General features: G+C 65.2%; 17 protein-coding genes. 10 read left to right on the forward strand and 7 right to left on the reverse strand.

Translation table 11 applies throughout. From position 1 onward, the window contains the following. Positions 1-13: 13 nt before the first annotated feature. On the reverse strand, positions 14-1,369 hold the full coding sequence (locus tag KYN89_RS01150; RefSeq protein WP_222823425.1) for an ammonium transporter: 1,356 nt from the start codon (positions 1,367-1,369) through the stop codon (positions 14-16). Between the two features lie 11 nt (positions 1,370-1,380). After that, positions 1,381-1,719, reverse strand: coding sequence for a P-II family nitrogen regulator (locus KYN89_RS01155; RefSeq protein WP_010237152.1), 339 nt, complete (start codon positions 1,717-1,719; stop codon positions 1,381-1,383). Between the two features lie 270 nt (positions 1,720-1,989). Here KYN89_RS01155 and KYN89_RS01160 point away from each other — a divergent pair, with 270 nt between their 5' ends. The 8 genes from KYN89_RS01160 (at position 1,990) to KYN89_RS01195 (ending at position 11,966) form a co-directional block, all read left to right on the forward strand. Then, on the forward strand, positions 1,990-2,172 hold the full coding sequence (locus KYN89_RS01160; protein WP_054524035.1) for a helix-turn-helix domain-containing protein: 183 nt from the start codon (positions 1,990-1,992) through the stop codon (positions 2,170-2,172). A gap of 269 nt (positions 2,173-2,441) precedes the next feature. Then, positions 2,442-3,824: a TolC family protein gene (locus KYN89_RS01165; protein ID WP_222823426.1), complete on the forward strand. Its 1,383-nt coding sequence runs from the start codon at positions 2,442-2,444 to the stop codon at positions 3,822-3,824. Then, positions 3,821-5,560 (forward strand): type I secretion system permease/ATPase, encoded by a 1,740-nt coding sequence (locus tag KYN89_RS01170; RefSeq protein WP_222823427.1) that lies wholly within the window; start codon positions 3,821-3,823, stop codon positions 5,558-5,560. The genes KYN89_RS01165 and KYN89_RS01170 overlap by 4 nt, the downstream gene beginning before the upstream one ends. Next, the gene (locus KYN89_RS01175) at positions 5,557-6,996 is read left to right on the forward strand and encodes an HlyD family type I secretion periplasmic adaptor subunit (RefSeq protein ID WP_222823428.1); all 1,440 of its coding nucleotides are present in this window, start codon (positions 5,557-5,559) and stop codon (positions 6,994-6,996) included. Before KYN89_RS01170 ends, KYN89_RS01175 begins: the two co-directional genes overlap by 4 nt. Positions 6,997-7,141: 145 nt before the next feature. Next, entirely contained in the window at positions 7,142-7,522 is a 381-nt protein-coding gene (locus KYN89_RS01180; protein ID WP_222823429.1) for a hypothetical protein, read from the forward strand. A gap of 42 nt (positions 7,523-7,564) precedes the next feature. Continuing rightward, positions 7,565-10,483, forward strand: coding sequence for an FG-GAP-like repeat-containing protein (locus KYN89_RS01185; RefSeq protein ID WP_222823430.1), 2,919 nt, complete (start codon positions 7,565-7,567; stop codon positions 10,481-10,483). Between the two features lie 196 nt (positions 10,484-10,679). Beyond that, positions 10,680-11,003 (forward strand): hypothetical protein, encoded by a 324-nt coding sequence (locus tag KYN89_RS01190; protein WP_222823431.1) that lies wholly within the window; start codon positions 10,680-10,682, stop codon positions 11,001-11,003. A gap of 45 nt (positions 11,004-11,048) precedes the next feature. Further along, positions 11,049-11,966 (forward strand): HpcH/HpaI aldolase/citrate lyase family protein, encoded by a 918-nt coding sequence (locus KYN89_RS01195; protein WP_222823432.1) that lies wholly within the window; start codon positions 11,049-11,051, stop codon positions 11,964-11,966. Positions 11,967-12,000: 34 nt separating this feature from the next. Here the strand turns inward: KYN89_RS01195 and KYN89_RS01200 are convergent, their stop codons facing one another. Continuing rightward, positions 12,001-12,792 (reverse strand): enoyl-CoA hydratase-related protein, encoded by a 792-nt coding sequence (locus tag KYN89_RS01200; RefSeq protein WP_222823433.1) that lies wholly within the window; start codon positions 12,790-12,792, stop codon positions 12,001-12,003. A gap of 130 nt (positions 12,793-12,922) precedes the next feature. Between KYN89_RS01200 and KYN89_RS01205 the strand changes: the two genes are divergently transcribed. Both KYN89_RS01205 and trxB read left to right on the forward strand, forming a co-directional pair. Continuing rightward, a complete protein-coding gene (locus KYN89_RS01205; protein ID WP_222823434.1) occupies positions 12,923-13,708 on the forward strand; it encodes a tyrosine-protein phosphatase in 786 nt (261 codons plus the stop codon). Between the two features lie 63 nt (positions 13,709-13,771). Further along, positions 13,772-14,755, forward strand: a complete 984-nt coding sequence (trxB, locus tag KYN89_RS01210) for a thioredoxin-disulfide reductase (RefSeq protein WP_222823435.1) — start codon at positions 13,772-13,774, stop codon at positions 14,753-14,755. A gap of 135 nt (positions 14,756-14,890) precedes the next feature. On the opposite strand, the gene KYN89_RS01215 is transcribed toward trxB, so the two are convergent. Genes KYN89_RS01215 through KYN89_RS01230 form a run of 4 tightly spaced genes read right to left on the reverse strand, consistent with a single transcriptional unit; the run spans position 14,891 to position 17,697 of the window. After that, positions 14,891-15,328 carry an MAPEG family protein gene (locus KYN89_RS01215; protein ID WP_222823436.1) on the reverse strand — a complete coding sequence of 146 codons (438 nt, stop codon included), beginning with the start codon at positions 15,326-15,328 and terminating at the stop codon, positions 14,891-14,893. Continuing rightward, positions 15,325-15,762: an MAPEG family protein gene (locus tag KYN89_RS01220; protein ID WP_222823437.1), complete on the reverse strand. Its 438-nt coding sequence runs from the start codon at positions 15,760-15,762 to the stop codon at positions 15,325-15,327. The genes KYN89_RS01215 and KYN89_RS01220 overlap by 4 nt, the downstream gene beginning before the upstream one ends. 58 nt (positions 15,763-15,820) lie before the next feature. Next, entirely contained in the window at positions 15,821-16,483 is a 663-nt protein-coding gene (locus KYN89_RS01225) for a class I SAM-dependent methyltransferase (RefSeq protein ID WP_222823438.1), read from the reverse strand. Further along, positions 16,483-17,697 (reverse strand): BtaA family protein, encoded by a 1,215-nt coding sequence (locus tag KYN89_RS01230; protein ID WP_222823439.1) that lies wholly within the window; start codon positions 17,695-17,697, stop codon positions 16,483-16,485. The genes KYN89_RS01225 and KYN89_RS01230 overlap by 1 nt, the downstream gene beginning before the upstream one ends. Between the last annotated feature and the right edge of the window lie 25 nt (positions 17,698-17,722).

Raw genomic sequence — 17,722 nt, forward strand, 5'->3', positions numbered from 1 at the left:
TCCTAAGTCACTCTCAGTAATTATAGGCGCGTTCGCCGTGTTCGCTGAGGTCGAGGCCGTCGCGTTCCTTCTCTTCGGAGACGCGCCCGCCGGTCACCAGCTTGGCGATGAACCATGCGATTGCTGCACCCACAGCGGCCCACACGATCGCCACACCCACGGCCTTGGCCTGGATGATCAGTTGCGCGATCGCGTTATAGTCCGCATCGCCCGGTCCGCCGATCGCGGGCATCATGGTGAAGGCAGTGCCGAGCGAGCCGACGATGCCGCCGATCCCGTGGATGCCGAAGACGTCGGCAGTATCGTCCAGCCCCAGCTTGGGCTTCAGCATGGTCACGAACCAGAAGCACACCAGCGCGGCAGCCGCACCGATCAGGATCGCTCCGAACGGCCCGCTGTTGCCTGCCGCAGGAGTGACTGCGACGAGACCTGCGATCGCGCCCGAGCAGCCACCCAGCAGCGAACCCTTGTGGCCGGTCACCTTCTCGCCCAGCATCCAGAACAGCACGCCCGAAGCGGTTGCCACGAAGGTGTTGAGCACTGCGAGCGAGGCGACGCCGTCGGCTTCCAGCTCGGAACCGCCGTTGAAGCCGAACCAGCCCACCCACAGCAGGCCGGTGCCGATCAGCGTCATGGTCAGCGAGTGCGGCGGCATCGGCTCTTTCGGATAACCGATACGCTTGCCCAGGATCAGGCAGCCGACCAGCGCGGAAACGCCCGCGTTGATGTGGACGACGGTGCCGCCTGCGAAGTCGAGTGCGCCCCAGTCGAAGATCAGGCCGCCGGTCGCCCACACCATATGCGCGATCGGGAAGTACACGATCGTCAGCCAGATGGCGGTGAACACCATCATGGTCGAGAACTTGGCCCGCTCCATCGTGCCGCCCACGACCAGCCCCGCGGTGATCGCGGCGAAGGTCATCTGGAAGGCGATGAAGATATATTCGGGAATCTCGACGCCGTCGCTGAAGGTCGCCGCGCCCGAATCAGCCGTAACGCCCTTCAGGAAGACTTTGCCGAAATCGGCGATGAAGGCGTTGCCGGTGTCACCGAACGCCATCGAATAGCCGTAGGTGACCCAGATAATCATCGCGAGGCACGCGACGCCGAGCACCTGGGTGAGGACCGAGGCCATGTTCTTGGTCCGGGCAAGCCCGCCGTAGAAGAGGGCGAGGCCCGGCACGATCATCAGCATGACGAGCACGGTGGCGATGATCATGAAGGCGGTATCGCCCTTGGCGATGGTCGTCGCAGCCTCGGCCGCGGCCATCGCAGGCGCGGTCGGTGCCGGTGCTTCGAGTGCGAAGGCGGGAGAGGCAGCGAGCGTGGCAAGCCCCGCTGCGGCAAAGTATTTTATCTTATCCATCATGTCTGGCCCCCTCAAAGCGCGGTGTCGTCGGTTTCGCCGGTGCGGATGCGCAGCGCGGACGAAACGTCGATGGTGAAGATCTTGCCGTCGCCGATGGCGTCGGTCTTGGCAGCGGCGGAGATCGCTTCGACCGCCTTGGGGGCGACTGCGTCGTCGACCACGGTTTCGATCCGCACCTTGGGCACGAAACTGGTCGAGTATTCGGCCCCGCGATAGACTTCCGTGTGGCCCTTCTGTCGCCCGAAGCCCTTGGCTTCGGTGACGGTCAATCCCTGTACCCCCACACCGGTCAAAGCTTCGACGACCTCGTCGAGCTTGAACGGTTTCACGATTGCTATGATCAGCTTCATCGATTCCCTCCGCAACAAAACCTCGTGTCCGCTCTCGCGAAGCTAAAAAGCTTGCTTGAAACGTAACTCCTTTGTCATTTATGGTGCATCGCACAACACGGCGTAGATCGTCAATCGCTCAAAGATGATCGGCAAATTGCGTCGAGGAGGCTGATAAAGAAGGGGAAATCGAGCATGAGTGCGGCGCAAAACTCGCGTGAAATATTCACACGGCCTGATTGCAGTGCACAAATCGCTGCGAGTGCGAAGTTAACCGGCGAACGCGACGCCATGCTCGTGTCGATGCACCCGGAGGAACTGCGCGAGACGATGGAGGCGCTGGGATGTACCACGCAATCCGCGCTGGCCGCCGCGATCGGGGTCGACCGTTCGACGATCAGCCTGTGGCTCGACGGGCGGGTCGGCGTGCCGCGCCCGGTTTCCAAGCTCCTGCGGCTGATGCGCGCGCTCTGATCTGCTCCGCCGCCGACCCGTCGGGCGCGCGTTCACAAGTGTACACAGGTGCGCACAGACGCACACACAGGTGACTTAACTTCAGCTAGGTACGCTCACCGGGGGTTTACCGGCCTGTATGGTGCTGTATTTCAGCATGTTTGAGGGATGCCGTTGGATTAGGGGCCTCCATCGGACGGGAGCGGTTCATGAAACGAGGGGTGCGCTGTGCCCAGGCAGGGCGGGGCGACAATTCGCCACGCACGTGCCGCAGGGTGCGTGGCGCGGCCATGTGGCTGGCGACTTGTGCGCTGCTGGCGTTGATGCCGCTGCCGGCAGCGGCGCAGGACTCGATCGTCGGGCCGGTGGCAGATGATGGCGACGATCCCGTCCTCGCTTTTGCGCGCGAGGCGTCGGACCTCGAGGAACTGCGCGCAGCGGTGCTTTCCGCGATCGAGCGCAGCGGATCGCTGGGCGAGGCGCGGGCTGCGCGGGACGAGGCGGAGGCGCGCCGCAACGAGGTGCGCACGCAGGAGACGCCGACCCTCGAACTTGGCGTCAGTTCCTTCCGCGTGATCTCGCGCGACTTTTCCAACGATCCGCAGAACTTCCTCGAGCGCTCGCGTCCGTCCAAGCGGACCGACGCCACGCTGCGCGCGAGCCAGCTCCTGTTCGATTTCGGCGCGACGGTGCAGCGGATCGAGGCGGCCAATGCGCGTATCGAGGTCGCCATCGCGCAGATCGACGACACTGCCAACCAGACCGCCCTGCGCACGGTTTCCGTCCAGAGCGATGTCCATGGCCGGCGTACCCTGGTGCAGCTGGGCAGCGCCTTCGTCGCGAGCCTTTACGACCTGCGCGCCAAGATGGTCGAGCGGGTCGGCGAGGGCGTGTCCTCCGAAGTCGATCTGGCGCAGGTCGATGGCTACATCGCGCAGGCAGAGGCGCAGCAGGCCGATTTCGAGCGCGGGCTGGCCGCCGCCGAAGCCGCCTATTTCGAGCTGGTCGGCGCTCCTGCGCCACCCGGGCTGGGGCGCCCCCCGGTGCCCTTCGTGCTCGCCGGATCGGTCCCCGCAGAGGGTGGGCAGACCGCCGCGCTGCTCGATACATTGCCCCAGGTACGCGCCGCCAGCGCGGGCCTGCGCGCTGCCGAGCGGGAGGCGAAGGCGGCCCGGGCCGACATCCTGCCCAAGGTCACGCTGTCGGTCGATGCAGGGCGCTACGACATTATCGAGAGCACGCGGGACTACGACATCCGCGCCACCGTCAACCTCAATTTCCGCCTGTTCGGAGGTGAGAAGCAGCGCGCCGACCAGGCCGAGGCGCGGCAGGCCGGCGCGCAGGCGCGGCTCGACCGGCTGCGCGACGAAGCGCTGCGCAATGCGCGAATTGCCGCGACCGACGTGGCCGCGCTGGAGAAGGCCGAAGCGGCGGTGCGGATGAGCTACTTGTCCAGTCGCCGCGCAAAGAGCGCTGTTTTCGAGCGGTTTCAGGTGGCGCGCGCAGCCCTGCTTGATGTACTGGTCGCCGAGTCGAACTATTTCGATGTCGCCACGCGCTATCTGCAGACCGTCACCGAGCTTGATGTTGCGCGCTATGTTTTTCTCGCCCGGACCGGTAGCCTTCAGGATGCCCTGGGTATCGACAGCGCGATGATCGCGGACACACCATGACCGACAGTGCGATCCCCGATCCCAAGCCGCGTTTCGCGCGCTGGCTGATGGAGCCGATGCTGGCCAACAAGGCGATCTACATAAAGGTCGGCCTGGCGGCGACGATGATCAACCTGTTCGGGATCGTCACCTCGCTCTACACGATGACGGTCTACGACCGGGTGCTGCCCAACAACGCGTTCAATTCGCTGCTCGCGCTGTCGATTGGCCTGGGCATCGTGATCGTGTTCGATTTCGTGCTGCGGGTGCTGCGCGCCTATTTCATCGATTTCGCGGGCGTGGATATCGATGCCAAGGTCGGCGCGCAGGTGTTCGACAAGCTGCTGACCATGCGGCTCGACGGCAAGCGCCGCTCCACCGGCGCGATCACCGGGGTGATGCGCGAGCTGGAAACGCTGCGCGATTTCTTCGCCTCGGCCACGATGACCGCGCTGGTCGATATTCCTTTCATCCTGCTGACGCTGGTGATCATCGCGATGATCGGCGGGGTGGTGGTGTTCGTGCCGCTGGTGCTGATCCCGATCGTGATCGCGGCGGGCTGGATCACCAGCCCCGCGCTCGACCGGCTCGCCGCGCGCTCGCTGGGCCAGGCGCTCGACAAGCAGACCGTGCTGGTCGAGACGGTCGGCTCGCTTGAAATGGTCAAGAGTGCGGGTGCGGGCGGTCTGCTGACCGAACGCTGGCTGCGCTCGCTCCAGATGCATGGAGACTATTCCTCGCGCCAGCGCCTGATCTCGACCATGTCGGTCACCATCGCGGCCTCGGCCAACACGATTTCCTATGCCGGGGTGGTCGTCGTGGGCGTGTTCCAGATCGCGGACGACAAGATGACGATGGGCGCGCTGATCGCGTGCTCTATCCTCGGCGGGCGAGCGATGCAGCCGCTGGCGCAGATCGCCTCGCTGCTTTCGCGCATCTCGACCACGCGGCTGGCCTATCGCCAGATCGACGAGATGATGGAGCAGAAATCGGAGGCGGGCGGGGACGATGCGCTCAAGCCCGCCCGGCTGGATGGCAGGGTGGAGCTGCGCAATGTCACCTTCACCTATCCTGGGGCTGCGGAAAAGACGCTCGACGGGCTGTCGCTGACGGTCCAGCCGGGCGATCACATCGCGCTGCTGGGGCGCGTGGGGTCAGGCAAGTCGACCATCGCGAAGCTGCTGCTCAATCTCTACGATCCGCAGGAAGGCCTCGTGCTGGTCGATGGGACGGATGTGCGCCAGTACGATGCCAAGGCCGCGCGCCGCCATGTCGGCGTGGTGCTGCAGGACCCCTCGCTGCTGACCGGGACCGTGCGCGAGAATATCGCGCTGGGCCGGCCCGAGGTCGACATGGAAGAGGTGCTGCGCGCGTGCAAGGTATCGGGCGCGCACGACTTCCTCGGCCGGATGGCCAATGGTTACGACCTGCGGCTGGCCGATCGCGGCGACAGCCTTTCGGGCGGGCAGCGCCAGTCGATCGCGATCGCCCGCGCGCTGGCGGGCAAGCCGCCGGTGCTGGTGTTCGACGAGCCGACCAGCGCGATGGACAATGCCACCGAATACGAGATGATCACGCGGCTCGAGCAGGAAATCAAAGGGCGTACCTTCATCCTCATCACCCATCGGCCCGCGCTGTTGCGGCTGGTGAACAGGGTCGCGGTGATCGAGAACGGGCGGGTCGCGGTCGATGGCCCGCGTGATGCTGTCCTGAAGGAACTGCAGCGGCCCAAGTCGGCGACGGTATCTGCATCGTGAACGCGAATACGCCTCCTCCTCCCGCAGACGGCGCAGGCCAGAACCGCTCGGCAGCCGAGCCGGCGCAGCTGCTGCGGTCGCCCTTTGCGCCCGAACCCGAGGTGCGCGAGGTGGGCGCCGCGCCGCCCGAGGATCAGGAACCCAGCGGGCTGGAAACGCTGATCGAACGGTTCAGGCCGGGCGGGGCGGCCAATCTGCTGCTGGTGATGATCCTGCTGTTCACCGTCGCGGCGGTGACATGGGCTGCGGTGACCGAACTCGACCGCACCGTGCGGGCCACCGGGCGGGTGATCCCGCTGGGGCGGTTGCAGGTCGTCTCCAACCAGGAGGGCGGGATCGTTTCGGAGATTCTGGTCGAGACCGGCGACCTGGTCGACAAGGGCCAGCCGATGGTGCTGCTCGACCTGACCGAAGCGGGGTCCGATCTGCAAAGCAAGCAGGCGACGCTGGACGCGCTCAACGCCAAGATCGCGCGGCTGGAGGCAGAGATCGCCGGGCGGCGGCCGGTCTATCCGGTGGCGGATAATCCCGAAACCGCGGCGCAGATCCGGATCGAACAATCGCTCCATGCCGCGCGGCTTGCAGAGCTGGCCGATGCTGAGTCCGTGGCGCGCGCGCGGATCGGCCAGGCGCAACGCTCCGTGACGCAGGCCGAGGCGGCACTGGCGGGGCGGCGCACCGCGGCGCAGCTCGCCCGCAGCGAGGCGGATACGATCGCCGGGCTGGTTGCCAAGGGCATCGAGCCGCGCCTCGCCGGGCAGCAGGCGGAAGCGCAGGCGTCGATGGCGCAGAGCGAGGCGGAGCAGGCGCTGGCCGCGGTCACGCAGGCGCGCGATGCGGTGTCCGAAGCGCGCGCCGGGCTGACCCAGGTGCGCAATTCGTGGCGCGCGCAGGCGGGCGACGAACTCGCCACCGCGCAGGCGGAACTGGCGAGCCGGCAAGAGGTGATGCCCGCGCTGGTCGCCCGCGTCGAACGCTCGACCATCACATCGCCGGTGCGCGGACGGGTCAACCGCGTGCTGGTGACCACGATCGGCGCGGCGGTCGCTCCCGGTGCCGAAATCGTCGAGGTGGTCGCATCGAGCGAACAGCTCGCGATCGAGGCGAGCGTGGCACCGCAGGACATTGCCTCGGTGCGGCTCGGCCAGCGTGCAACGATCGACATCAGCGCCTATGATTCAGCGGTATACGGCTCGATCCACGGAGGGGTGATCTCGATCTCTCCGGATGCCACCGTCAACGAGCGGACGGGCGAAAGTTTCTACGCGGTGCAGGTGCGTGCCGATCTCGACGAACTGCGCGAGAAGACGGGACGCGAGCAGCCATTGACTGCGGGTATGACTGCCTCCGTAAACTTACTCGGCGACAAGCGATCGGTTCTGTCCTATATCCTGACGCCGATTACGCGGCTGAGAGACCGTGCGTTCCGCGAATAGACCCGAGGCGTCAGCGCTCGTCTGATTGGCGGATATCGGCCCGGGGAGTGGGATAGCTATGCGGACATTGCGGCCATGCCAGCGACCCATGCGGATCGTCCGGTCGAGTCTTCTTACCGCCGGGCTTGTGGGAGGGATTTTGCTGATGACGACCGGCTGCACCGCTGCGACCGTTCCGGGCGACACCCGTTTCTACTGCTCGATCGAAGGGGCCAAGCTGTTCGAACAGCGGATGACCCGCGACCAGATCTGTGCCCGGCTGAAGGCCCGGCTGGATGCCGCGCTTGGTCGACAGACGGTTATGGCCGAAGACAGCGCGCCCGCCGGTGACGGCGGCGACTGGGTCCAGGCGAGCGCAAGCTTCTCGGCCAACGGCATTGCCAGATTGAACATTACCCGGTCGCAAGCGGGCGACAGGACCGAATTTCCCGAAGTCGAATACATGCTGCTGGATCGTCCGGCAGATGGCGACTTGGTAGATCGCTTGGCCGATCAGGCAGTTAACACCATTTCGACGAATCAGTAACCGTGTTATCCACGATCAGTTTTTCTTTGAGGGGAGAGTAAGATGCCCGATGGCGTGCTGGGGTCGACCGCGACGACGACCAATGTTTCCGTACCTGGAACCTACAGCGGGGAGGCGATCGACACTTCGGGTGACCACGACTGGTATCGGGTCTTTCTGACTGCGGGGCAGACGTACTCCTTCACCACCAGCGCGCCGCAGAGCGGAAGCGGTGTCGATACGATCCTGACCTTGCGCGACGCCAACGGCAACCAGATCGCGACCAACGACGACATCGCCTATCCGGGAAACACCTATTCGGAGATCAGGTTTACAGCGACCACCTCGGGCGGATATTATCTCGATGTCGGCGCCTACAGCACCGGCACCGGCGGCTATACCCTCACGACCGCGCTTGCCGAAGCGCTGCCGATCTTCACCAACGACCAGATTTCGGACCAGCTGACCTCGGGTTACTGGGGCGGTAGCACCCGCCGCTGGAACGTTGTCCCGGGCGGTACGATCACCGTCAACCTGACCGGTCTGACCGCCGAAGGGCAGTTCCTCGCCCGCGAGGCGCTCAACCTGTGGACCGACGTCACGGGGATCAATTTCAGCGAGATCACGACCAGCGCGCAGATCACCTTCGACGACAACGAGTCCGGTGCCTTCGCCGGCGGCTCGACGTCCAACGGGTTCTTCACCGGCAACAGCAGGGTCAATGTCTCGACCGATTGGCTGACGAATTACGGCACCACGCTGAACACCTATTCGTTCCAGACCTATATTCACGAGATCGGCCATGCGCTGGGGCTTGGTCACGGTGGCAACTATAACGGATCGGCCAACTATCCGGCCGACGCCCTGTACCAGAACGACAGCTGGAACACGACGATCATGTCGTACTTCTCGCCGGGCGAGAACACCTATTTCAGCCAGCAGGGCTTCACCTATCAGTACACCATCACGCCGATGGTGGCCGATATCATCTCGACCAATGGCGGGCTCTATGCCTCCTATGCGGGCACCCGCACGGGCGACACGACCTACGGGTTCAACAATACCTCTGGCCGCGCGGTTTACGACGCATCGGTCAACGCCAACGCGACCGTGGCGATCATCGACCATGGCGGGATCGACACGCTCGACTATTCCTTCACCAATGCTTCCTACACCCAGCTGATCAACCTCAATCCTGAGGTCTTCGGCAACACCCGCGGGCGTGTCGGCAATCTGGTGATCGCGCGCGGCACGGTGATCGAGAACGCCATCGGCGGAGCCGGGGTGGACACGATCATCGGCAATAGTGCGGACAACATCCTGCGCGGCAATGCGGGCAACGACACGATCGATGGCGGTCTGGGCACGGATACCGCGGTGTTCTCCGGCAACCGTGCGGATTACACCATCACCAACCTGAGCGGTGGCCGCGTACAGGTATCCGGGACCGACGGCACCGATACCCTGACCGGTATCGAGCGGCTGATGTTCGACGACATGGTGCTGGGGCGCAGCGGTGCCAGCTTCGGCAACGCAACCCAGGCCTATGCCGGCTTTGGCTACAGCCAGTCGGCCGGTGCCTGGTCCGATGACACCACCTATCCGCGCATCGCGCAGGATATGAACGGCGATGGCCGGGCCGACCTGGTCGGGTTCGGCGGAGATGGCGTGTACGTCGCCTTGTCGAACGGTTCGGGCGGCTTCGGCAATGCCTTCCTCGCCTATAACAGCTTCGGTGCCAGCCAGACCGGTGGCGGCTGGAGCAGCAACGACGTCTATCCGCGCACCATTGCCGATGTGAATGGCGATGGCCGTGTCGACCTGATCGGTTTCGGTTCGGCGGGCGTGTACGTGGCGCTCGGCCAAGCGCCGTCGGGTGGGCAACAGCTTGCCTTCGGCGACGTTGCGCTGGTCTATAACGGCTTCGGTGCGAGCGATGCGGCCGGCGGGTGGACCAATGACTCCACCTATCCCCGTACGGTCGCGGACGTAAACGGCGATGGTCGTGCGGATCTGATCGGCTTTGGCGCCGCGGGCGTTTACGTCTCGCTCGGCCAGGCCAATGGCACTTTCGGCGCAACCAATCTGGCGCTCAACGGATTTGGTGCGAGCGATAGCGGCGGCGGCTGGTCGTCGGTCGATCGCTTCCCGCGGCAGATCGCCGACGTCAACGGCGATGGCCGCGCCGACATCGTCGGCTTCGGCGGCAATGGTGCCTACGTATCGCTGGGTCAGGCCGACGGCACGTTCGGCTCCACGATCCTGGGCATTGCCGGCTTCGGTTATTCCGCTGCCGGTGGTGGCTGGGCCAGCGACGATACCTATCCGCGACGCGTGGCCGACGTGAATGGTGACGGATATGCCGACATTGTCGGCTTCGGTTCGGGTGGTGCCTTTGTTTCGCTTTCGCAGGGCGACGGCACCTTCGCCTCTCCGATCCTCGCGATCGCTTCTTACGGGGCCAGCGATGCCGCAGGTGGCTGGACCTCCAATGATCGCTTCGTGCGCACCATCGCGGATGTCGATGGCGACGGGATCGGCGATATCGTCGGCTTCGGTGGGGACTGGACCTACGTCTCCTACGGCGGGTCGGACTTCACCCAGGTCCAGGCGACCTCGGGCGAGCTGCAGTTCGCTGCCGAGGCCGCGGCGAATGAAGCGAACCTCGCCAATCGCGGGATCGAGATCGAGCCCGATCTTACCATCCCGATCGAACAGTATAGCGGTTGCCCGTGCGGCGGCGCGGCCTGCAGCCATGGCTATGATGACGCGGTGGCCGCGTTGCAGAACCTGGGCGAGGGTGATGGTGCCTTCGTGGCGGAGAACCCCGCCGACGTGTTCTACCCCGTGGCAGATTATGTGCCCTCGCAGGCAGTCGAAGGCATTATGTTCGCCGATGGTAATTTTGCGGCACCAGGCATGATGTTCATGGGCGGCGGCCGGGGCGGCATGATCGATCCCGATCCCGTGCTGATCTACTGACGCCACATCCTATTTCTCAGGGCGACCCCACCGGTTGGCGCAGGCCGACCGGTGGGGTCGTTTCGTTCTGCCGCGCGCAAACTCCCCCCTCAACCGGTCGCCTCTCTATCGACGTCGCGGCTTGACGGTCGGGGCGCGGGTTGCAAACTTCCTCCTGCGCAAAGGTTCTGCGAACCGCTGTGGAGGGGGAAAGGCAATGGTTCACAAGATCGCACCGGCTGCGGTGCTGGCGGCGCTATGCGCCTGCCCGTCGATGGCGCAACAACCGCAGAGGGCCGAACTGGTCCGGGTCGAGCGCGGGGTGGAGAGCGCTTTTTTCAGCGACACCAGCGAGGCGCGGCGAGAGCTGGCGGCGAAGGTTGAGATGGCGGCGCGCATGGCCTGCGCGGATTCGTGGACGCCACGCACCACGATCTACGAATCGATCGATTATCAGGTCGACTGGTCGGAGGGCGACCGTGCGCATCCGGACAAGCGCAAGGCGATCGCGCGCAATATCAGCGTGCGCTGTCGCCTCTAGCGGGCGCTCTGGTTACTCGGGCGTGGCCGCGCTAGAGCCGTGCGGATGAACACGCATGCACCGAAGGCGGCCGCAACGCCCGCCGCGACCATCCGCCCGTGGACCGCACGTTCGCTCCTATTCGTGCCCGGCGATTCGCCGCGCAAGCTTGAAAAGGCGCTGGCGGGCGAAGCCGACCTGATCATCCTCGACCTGGAGGACTCGGTCGCCGAGAGCGCCAAGCCTGCCGCGCGCGAGCATGTGGCCGGGGCGCTGGCGGAGCAGGGCGAGCGGGCCAAGCCGCTATGGGTGCGGATCAACCCGATGGATACGGCCCACGCGCTGACCGATCTGGTTGCGATCGTGAAGCATCGCCCCGACGGGATCATGCTGCCCAAGGCGACGCCGGACGAAACACGCCTGCTGGGCCACTATCTCACCGCGCTCGAGGCCGCCGCCGGGCTCGAGGCGGAGAGTATCCGCCTGATCGTGGTCGCGACCGAAACCGCGCCTGCGCTGTTCCGGCTGGGCGACTATGCCGGCGTGCCCCGGCTCGACGCGCTGACCTGGGGCGCGGAAGACCTCGCGGCGGCCTTCGGCGCGGCAGCCAACCGCGATGCGCAGGGCAATCTGCTCGAACCCTTCGCGCTGGCGCGCACGCTGTGCCTCGCGGGGGCAAGCGCGGCAGGCATTGCCCCGATCGAGACGATCGACCCCAATTTCCGCGATGAGGAGCGGATGGACCGCACCGCGCAGGCGGCCCGCACGCTCGGCTTTCGGGGCATGATGTGCATTCATCCCGCGCAGATCGGGCCGACCAACCGCGCCTTCACACCCTCGGACGAAGATCTTGAGTGGGCACGCCGGATCGTCGCCCTGTTCGAGGAGAACCCCGATGCAGGCGCGCTCCAGCTCGATGGCGAAATGGTCGACATTCCGCACCTGAAACAGGCGCGCGGCTTGCTGGCGCAGGCGGGCGAATAGACGCCCGCCTCGCGCGGCATATCTCGCGCGGCGACTAGCGCCCCTTGAACTGCGCCTCGCGCTTGCCGAGGAAGGCTTGAACGCCTTCCTTGAAATCCTCGCTGTTGCCGGCGATCCGCTGTGCCTCGGCCTCGGCATTCATTGCGTCGGACAGGCTTTGCGACTGCGCATTGCGGACCAGCCGCCGGATCTGCCCCATCGCAACCGTGGGGCCATTGGCGAGCCGGGTGGCCAGCGCGCGCGCCTCGTCCATCACCGCCGCATTCTCGACGCAGCGGTTGATCATGCCCAGTTCGTAAGCGCGCTCTGCGGGAATGCGCTCGCCCAGCAGCATTGCTTCCATCGCTGCCGGGATGCCCGCTGCCTTGGGCAGCACCCAGGTCGCGCCGCCATCGGGCACCAGGCCGATATTGATGAAGGCCTGCAGGAAATAGGCGGACTTGCCCGCCACGATCAGGTCGCCCGACAGCGCCAGCGTGCAGCCGATACCGGCAGCCGCGCCGTTGATCGCTGTCACCACCGGAATGTCGAGCCCGGCGAGGCTCAGCATCAGCGGGTTGAAACTGGTCTGCAGCGACCGGCGCGAGGCATCGCCTGGATTGCCGCCATCGAAGGTGCGCCCGCCCAGTTCCGCGCCCGAACTGAACCCGCGTCCCTCTCCGGTGATGATCAGCGCGCGCGCGCGCATCGCGGGCAGTGCATCGAATGCCTTGAGCATTTCGCCGACCATCTCCGGCCCCATCGCATTGAGCTTGTCCGGCTTGTTCAGCGTCAGGGTCACGATCCCGTCGGTCTGTTCAACGCGAATGGTTTGGTAGTCTGCCATGCTTTGCTCCTCGATCCCGCTTTCGTTTGGGCCATCGGTTCGGGCAAATGAGCGGATTTGGCAAGGGTTGCGGTTTGCAATTTGTCGTCGGTGGTTGCGCGCGCCCGGCGCTCCTGCCAACCGATCCAGCATGAGTACAGAGAGCGACGCCACCTTCCTCGCCACCGAGGGGATTCACAATTTCCGCGATTACGGCGGTTATCCCACGCAGGGCGGGGGACGCGTGGTGAGCGGGCTGCTCTACCGCTCCGGCCAGCATGTCGAGGCGACCGACGCGGACCTGCGGACCTTTGCCGATCTGGGCATCCGCACGGTGATCGACCTGCGCGGCAATGGAGAGCGGGAACGCCACCCATGCCGCCGCCCCGATCTGTGGGATGGCGAGGTCGTGTTCTACGACGGCGAAACCAGCTCCAGCCCGCCGCACATCCCGCAGGAAAAGCGCGAGCTTACGCCGAAAACCGCGCAGGAGCGGATGCTGACGCTGTACACCCGTATGCCGGAGAACCCGGCGATGCAGGTGATTTTCGGGCAGTACCTGCGCACTCTGGCGGAGCGGGACGGGGCTAGCCTGGTCCATTGCTTCGCGGGCAAGGACCGCACGGGGATAGCGGCTGCGCTGCTGCACCATATCCTGGGCGTATCGCGTGCCGACATGGTCACCGAGTTTCTGCGCACCAATGACGCGCCCACCTACGACATCCTCGAGAGGCAGTCCCTGCCGGGGATCGAGGCGCGGCTCGGCCCGCTCGACCGGCCGACGATCGACGCGCTGATGCAGGTGCGCGAGAGTTACTTCGAGCGCTTCATCGGGACGGTGGATCAGCGCTGGGGTTCGCTCGATGCGTTTCTGGTGCAGGCGATTGGTGTGGATGACGCGCTGCGCGACCAGCTTCAGGCGCGCTTCGTGGCGTGACTCTGCGCGCCATGATCCCCATATTCGCCGCAAGACTTTAGACTGACAGGAGACGCTTCGCACATGGCGACGCACCGCACCAAGATGCTCATCATCGGTTCCGGCCCGGCGGGTTACAGCGCGGCCATCTATGGCGCGCGCGCGATGCTGGAGCCGATCATGGTTCAGGGCCTGCAACCGGGCGGGCAGCTGACCATCACCACCGATGTGGAGAATTATCCCGGCTTTGCCGATGTGATCCAGGGTCCATGGCTGATGGAGCAGATGCGCGCGCAGGCCGAGCATGTCGGCACGCAGATGATCTGGGACACGATCGTGGAGATTGATCTCAAGTCGGGCCCGCCGTTCCGCGCCAAGGGTGACAGCGGCGACGAGTATATCGCCAGCACGGTGGTGATCGCGACCGGCGCCTCGGCCAAGTGGCTCGGCGTGCCGGGCGAACAGGAGCTGGGCGGGAAGGGCGTGTCGGCCTGCGCGACCTGCGACGGCTTCTTCTACCGCGGCAAGAAGGTCGCGGTGATCGGCGGCGGCAACACCGCGGTCGAAGAAGCGCTATACCTGACCAACCACTCCGACGACGTGACGCTGATCCACCGTCGCGACGAACTGCGCGCGGAGAAGATCCTGCAGGAACGGCTCTTCGCTTCGGACAAGATCACCCCGCTGTGGAACAAGGCGGTCGAGCGGTTCGTGCCGGGCGAGAACGGCGCGCTGGATCATCTGGTCCTCAAGGACACGCAGACCGGCGAGGAATCGACTCTGGAGGTCGACGGTGCCTTCGTCGCGATCGGCCATGCCCCCGCGACCGAGCTGTTTCAGGGCCAGCTGCCGCTGGAAGACGGCGGTTACCTTAAGGTCGAGCCGGGCACGCCGAAGACCGAGATCCCCGGCGTGTTCGCCTGCGGCGACGTGATGGACCACACCTATCGCCAGGCGGTGACTGCGGCGGGGACCGGCTGCATGGCTGCGCTGGATGCGGAGCGGTTCCTGTCAGGGATCGAGATCGACCTGCACGGCCATGTCGAGGAAGCTGAAGCGGCGGAATAGCCTGCAACTCCTCCCCCTTGAGGGGGAGGTTGGGTGGGGGTGTACTGCGATCGTGGCTTGGGCCATTAACGTCGAACCCCCACCCCCAACCCCTCCCCAAGGGGAGGGGAGATATGTGGTAGGGCTGCTACCGAATCAGCCCCCAAACACCCGTACGGCGGCGATTCCGATCAGCGCCATCAGCACAGCGCTGGAAACCGCGAACAGCACGAAGCGGACCAGAACGCGGTTGGCGGTGACCTGCACAATGGTGTGGATCACCCGCAGGCCGGTGTAGATCCACGCCAGCAGCGCCGGAACGCCGTCACCCGCGCCGATGATCGCGAGCACGATCCCGACTGCGTAGAACACCGTCGGCTGTTCGTGCAGGTGGTTGTAGTTGTCCGCCTTCCAGTTGACCCGATCGGGCAGCATCGCCCGCAGGCTGGCACCCGTCGCGCCGACCAGCCGGTTCGCGTCGATATCGGGGTGCTTCTGCATCGCCGGAATGCGGGTCGCGTACATCCAGACCCACATGATCATGGTCCAGATCATCAGCGCGACGACGGGTTGCAGGATATCCATGCCAATCATGAGGGCGCTCCGAGAGTTGCGATAAGTGCGTGCACGGCTAGCGCGGCCAGCACCAAGGTCGACGCTATGAAGAGCAGGAAGCGGACCATTACAATATTGACCGTAGCCTGCCAGAGCGAGTGAACGATCCGGAGCCCGACGTAGATCCACGCGAGCAACACATTGATCGGATCGGGCTGGAGGAGCGCGAGGATCACCACCACCGCATAGAACAGCGTCGGCTGTTCCATCAGGTGGGCATAATTATGCGATTTCCATTGGACCTTGTCGGGTACCACGCCTTCCAGATCCTGCCCGCGACCGCCGGGCTTCGAGTTGCCGAAGCCGACCTGCGCCTTCTTCATCGCGGGGAGGCGCGTCAGCGCCATCCAGATCAGCATGACTAGCGACCACGCAACGAGCACCGCCGCCGGCGCGAGCATTTGAGCCTGCATTGATTCCTCTCCCTGAAATCAGTTTTTAATCAAAACCTACGTCCGTTATTGTTGACCGTCAATCCGTGGCCCCGGCGTCGCGGTACAGCCGCTCCAGCCGGTAGTAACCGCCCATTCCATCGCGCCCCTCGCGCCGCCAACCGGGCTGCGCGCCGATCTCTTCCGCAACCTCGGGCAGGTTGAGCCGGGGGGAGACGTGGAACTGCTTGAGCCACCACTTGAGGATACGCGCGCCCAGCGTGTCGCGTGCGCTGTAGCTGCCGAAGTCGACCACGTGCAGCGACCCGCCCGGCGCCACCAATGTGGCCGCATGGCGCATCGCGCGCTCCCAGTCGGGGATCATCGAGATCGAATAGGAGAGGATCACCCGCTCGAATGTCGGGCGACCAAGCATTGCGCGCGCATCGAACTGGCGCGCATCGGCCGACGCAAGGATCGCGCTGGTACCCAGCTTGGCCTGCGCACTGCTGAGCATCTCCGCCGAAATATCGATCCCGAACAGCTTCGTGCCGGGGTAGGCGTGCTGCACCTTCGCCAGATTGCGGCCCGTGCCGCAGGCGATTTCCAGCACCGCATCGCCCGACGCGCAATTCAGCCCGCGGATCAGATCGTCGCGCCCGAACAGGTAGTACTTGCGCGTGACGTCGTAGATGTACTTCTGCCCGCGATAGATCGAATCCATCAGCGCGGCGTGATCGTGGTTGCCCCCCGCGTCTGCCATCACGTCAGCTCGTAAAGGTGGACGCCGCCGTAGATCGAGCTGCGATCGCGCTGGGTCAGATCCTTCGACTGCTCGTCGTGATAGGTCCACTGGTCGAGGATCTCGTTCGGCACGCGGCCCGGCAGCAGGCTGGGCTCGGCAGCGGTGCGGAACAGCACGCGTGCACCCTTGCGCGCCGTCCGGGTCACTTCGCGCCACAGATCGGTCAGCTGGTGATCGTCCATCCAGTCCTGCGCGTCGAGGAAGACGTAGCGATCGAGGCTCATCGCGGGTTGCGAGGAGAGGAATTCGGAAAGGTTGGCGCGCTGCACGCTCAGCCGCGCGACCCGCTCGCGCAGGTCGGCATAGTTCTCGCGCTGGAGGTAGGGCGGCAGCGAGGCGTTCTCGTCCTTCGAATAGCCGCGATTGAAAGCCTGCCACGCGAAATAGTTGTCCTTCACGTCGAAATCGCAGGCCAGCTTCTCCAGCCGCTTGCGCAGCACCTCGGCCATTTTCTCGTCACCTGCCAGCGCGTCGTACTGCGCGGGCGGGATGCCGAGGCCGAAGAGAGAGGCGGGCTGGTTGGTCACCCAGCGGACGAACTTCTTGTCGAACACCGGAGCCAGTTCGTTCTCGAACACCTCGCGCTGTTCCTCCACGCTGGGGGCTTCCAGCACCTTGCGCAGGTCCACACCGTAAAGCTTGGCGAACAGGTGGGCCATGCCGATGAAGTTGCCCAGCAGGCCCTGCTTGTAGATCCCGCGCTGGAACTGGGTGATCCGGCGGCGGCCGCGAATGTCGCGGCCTTCCCAGTACTTGCGGCTTTCCGCATCGAGCAACGGAGCGATCCGGTCTTCGTAGATCGACACGTTTTCCTTGTAGTCGGAATGCGCGAAGAAGCGGCGGAACAGGTCGTAATTGGGCAGCGCGTTGATCGCGGCGATCTTCAGCCGGCCCAGCGCGATATGCGCGCGGTTGAGGTCGACCGCGGTGATCGCCGCGGGGTTCGCGGTGAGGTAGCTCAACGCGTTGCAGCTGCCGCTGGCGATGCACAGCACGCGGCTGTCCTCGTTGATCTGCAGGCCTTCCATGTCGACCACCGGGTCTTCCCAGATCTGCGCGTAGACCAGCCCGCGAAACGCGGTGGCGAAGGCCTTGTCGAGCAGCGTGTCCTTGAGGCCCGAACTCTTGCGGACCACCGAACGGTCGATGATGTGGGTATCGCCTTGCGGCATGGGGGGTAGTCTCCGGTTGCGGTGT

It is taken from the genome of Alteriqipengyuania abyssalis (assembly GCF_019857185.1).
Lineage (GTDB): Bacteria > Pseudomonadota > Alphaproteobacteria > Sphingomonadales > Sphingomonadaceae > Alteriqipengyuania > Alteriqipengyuania abyssalis.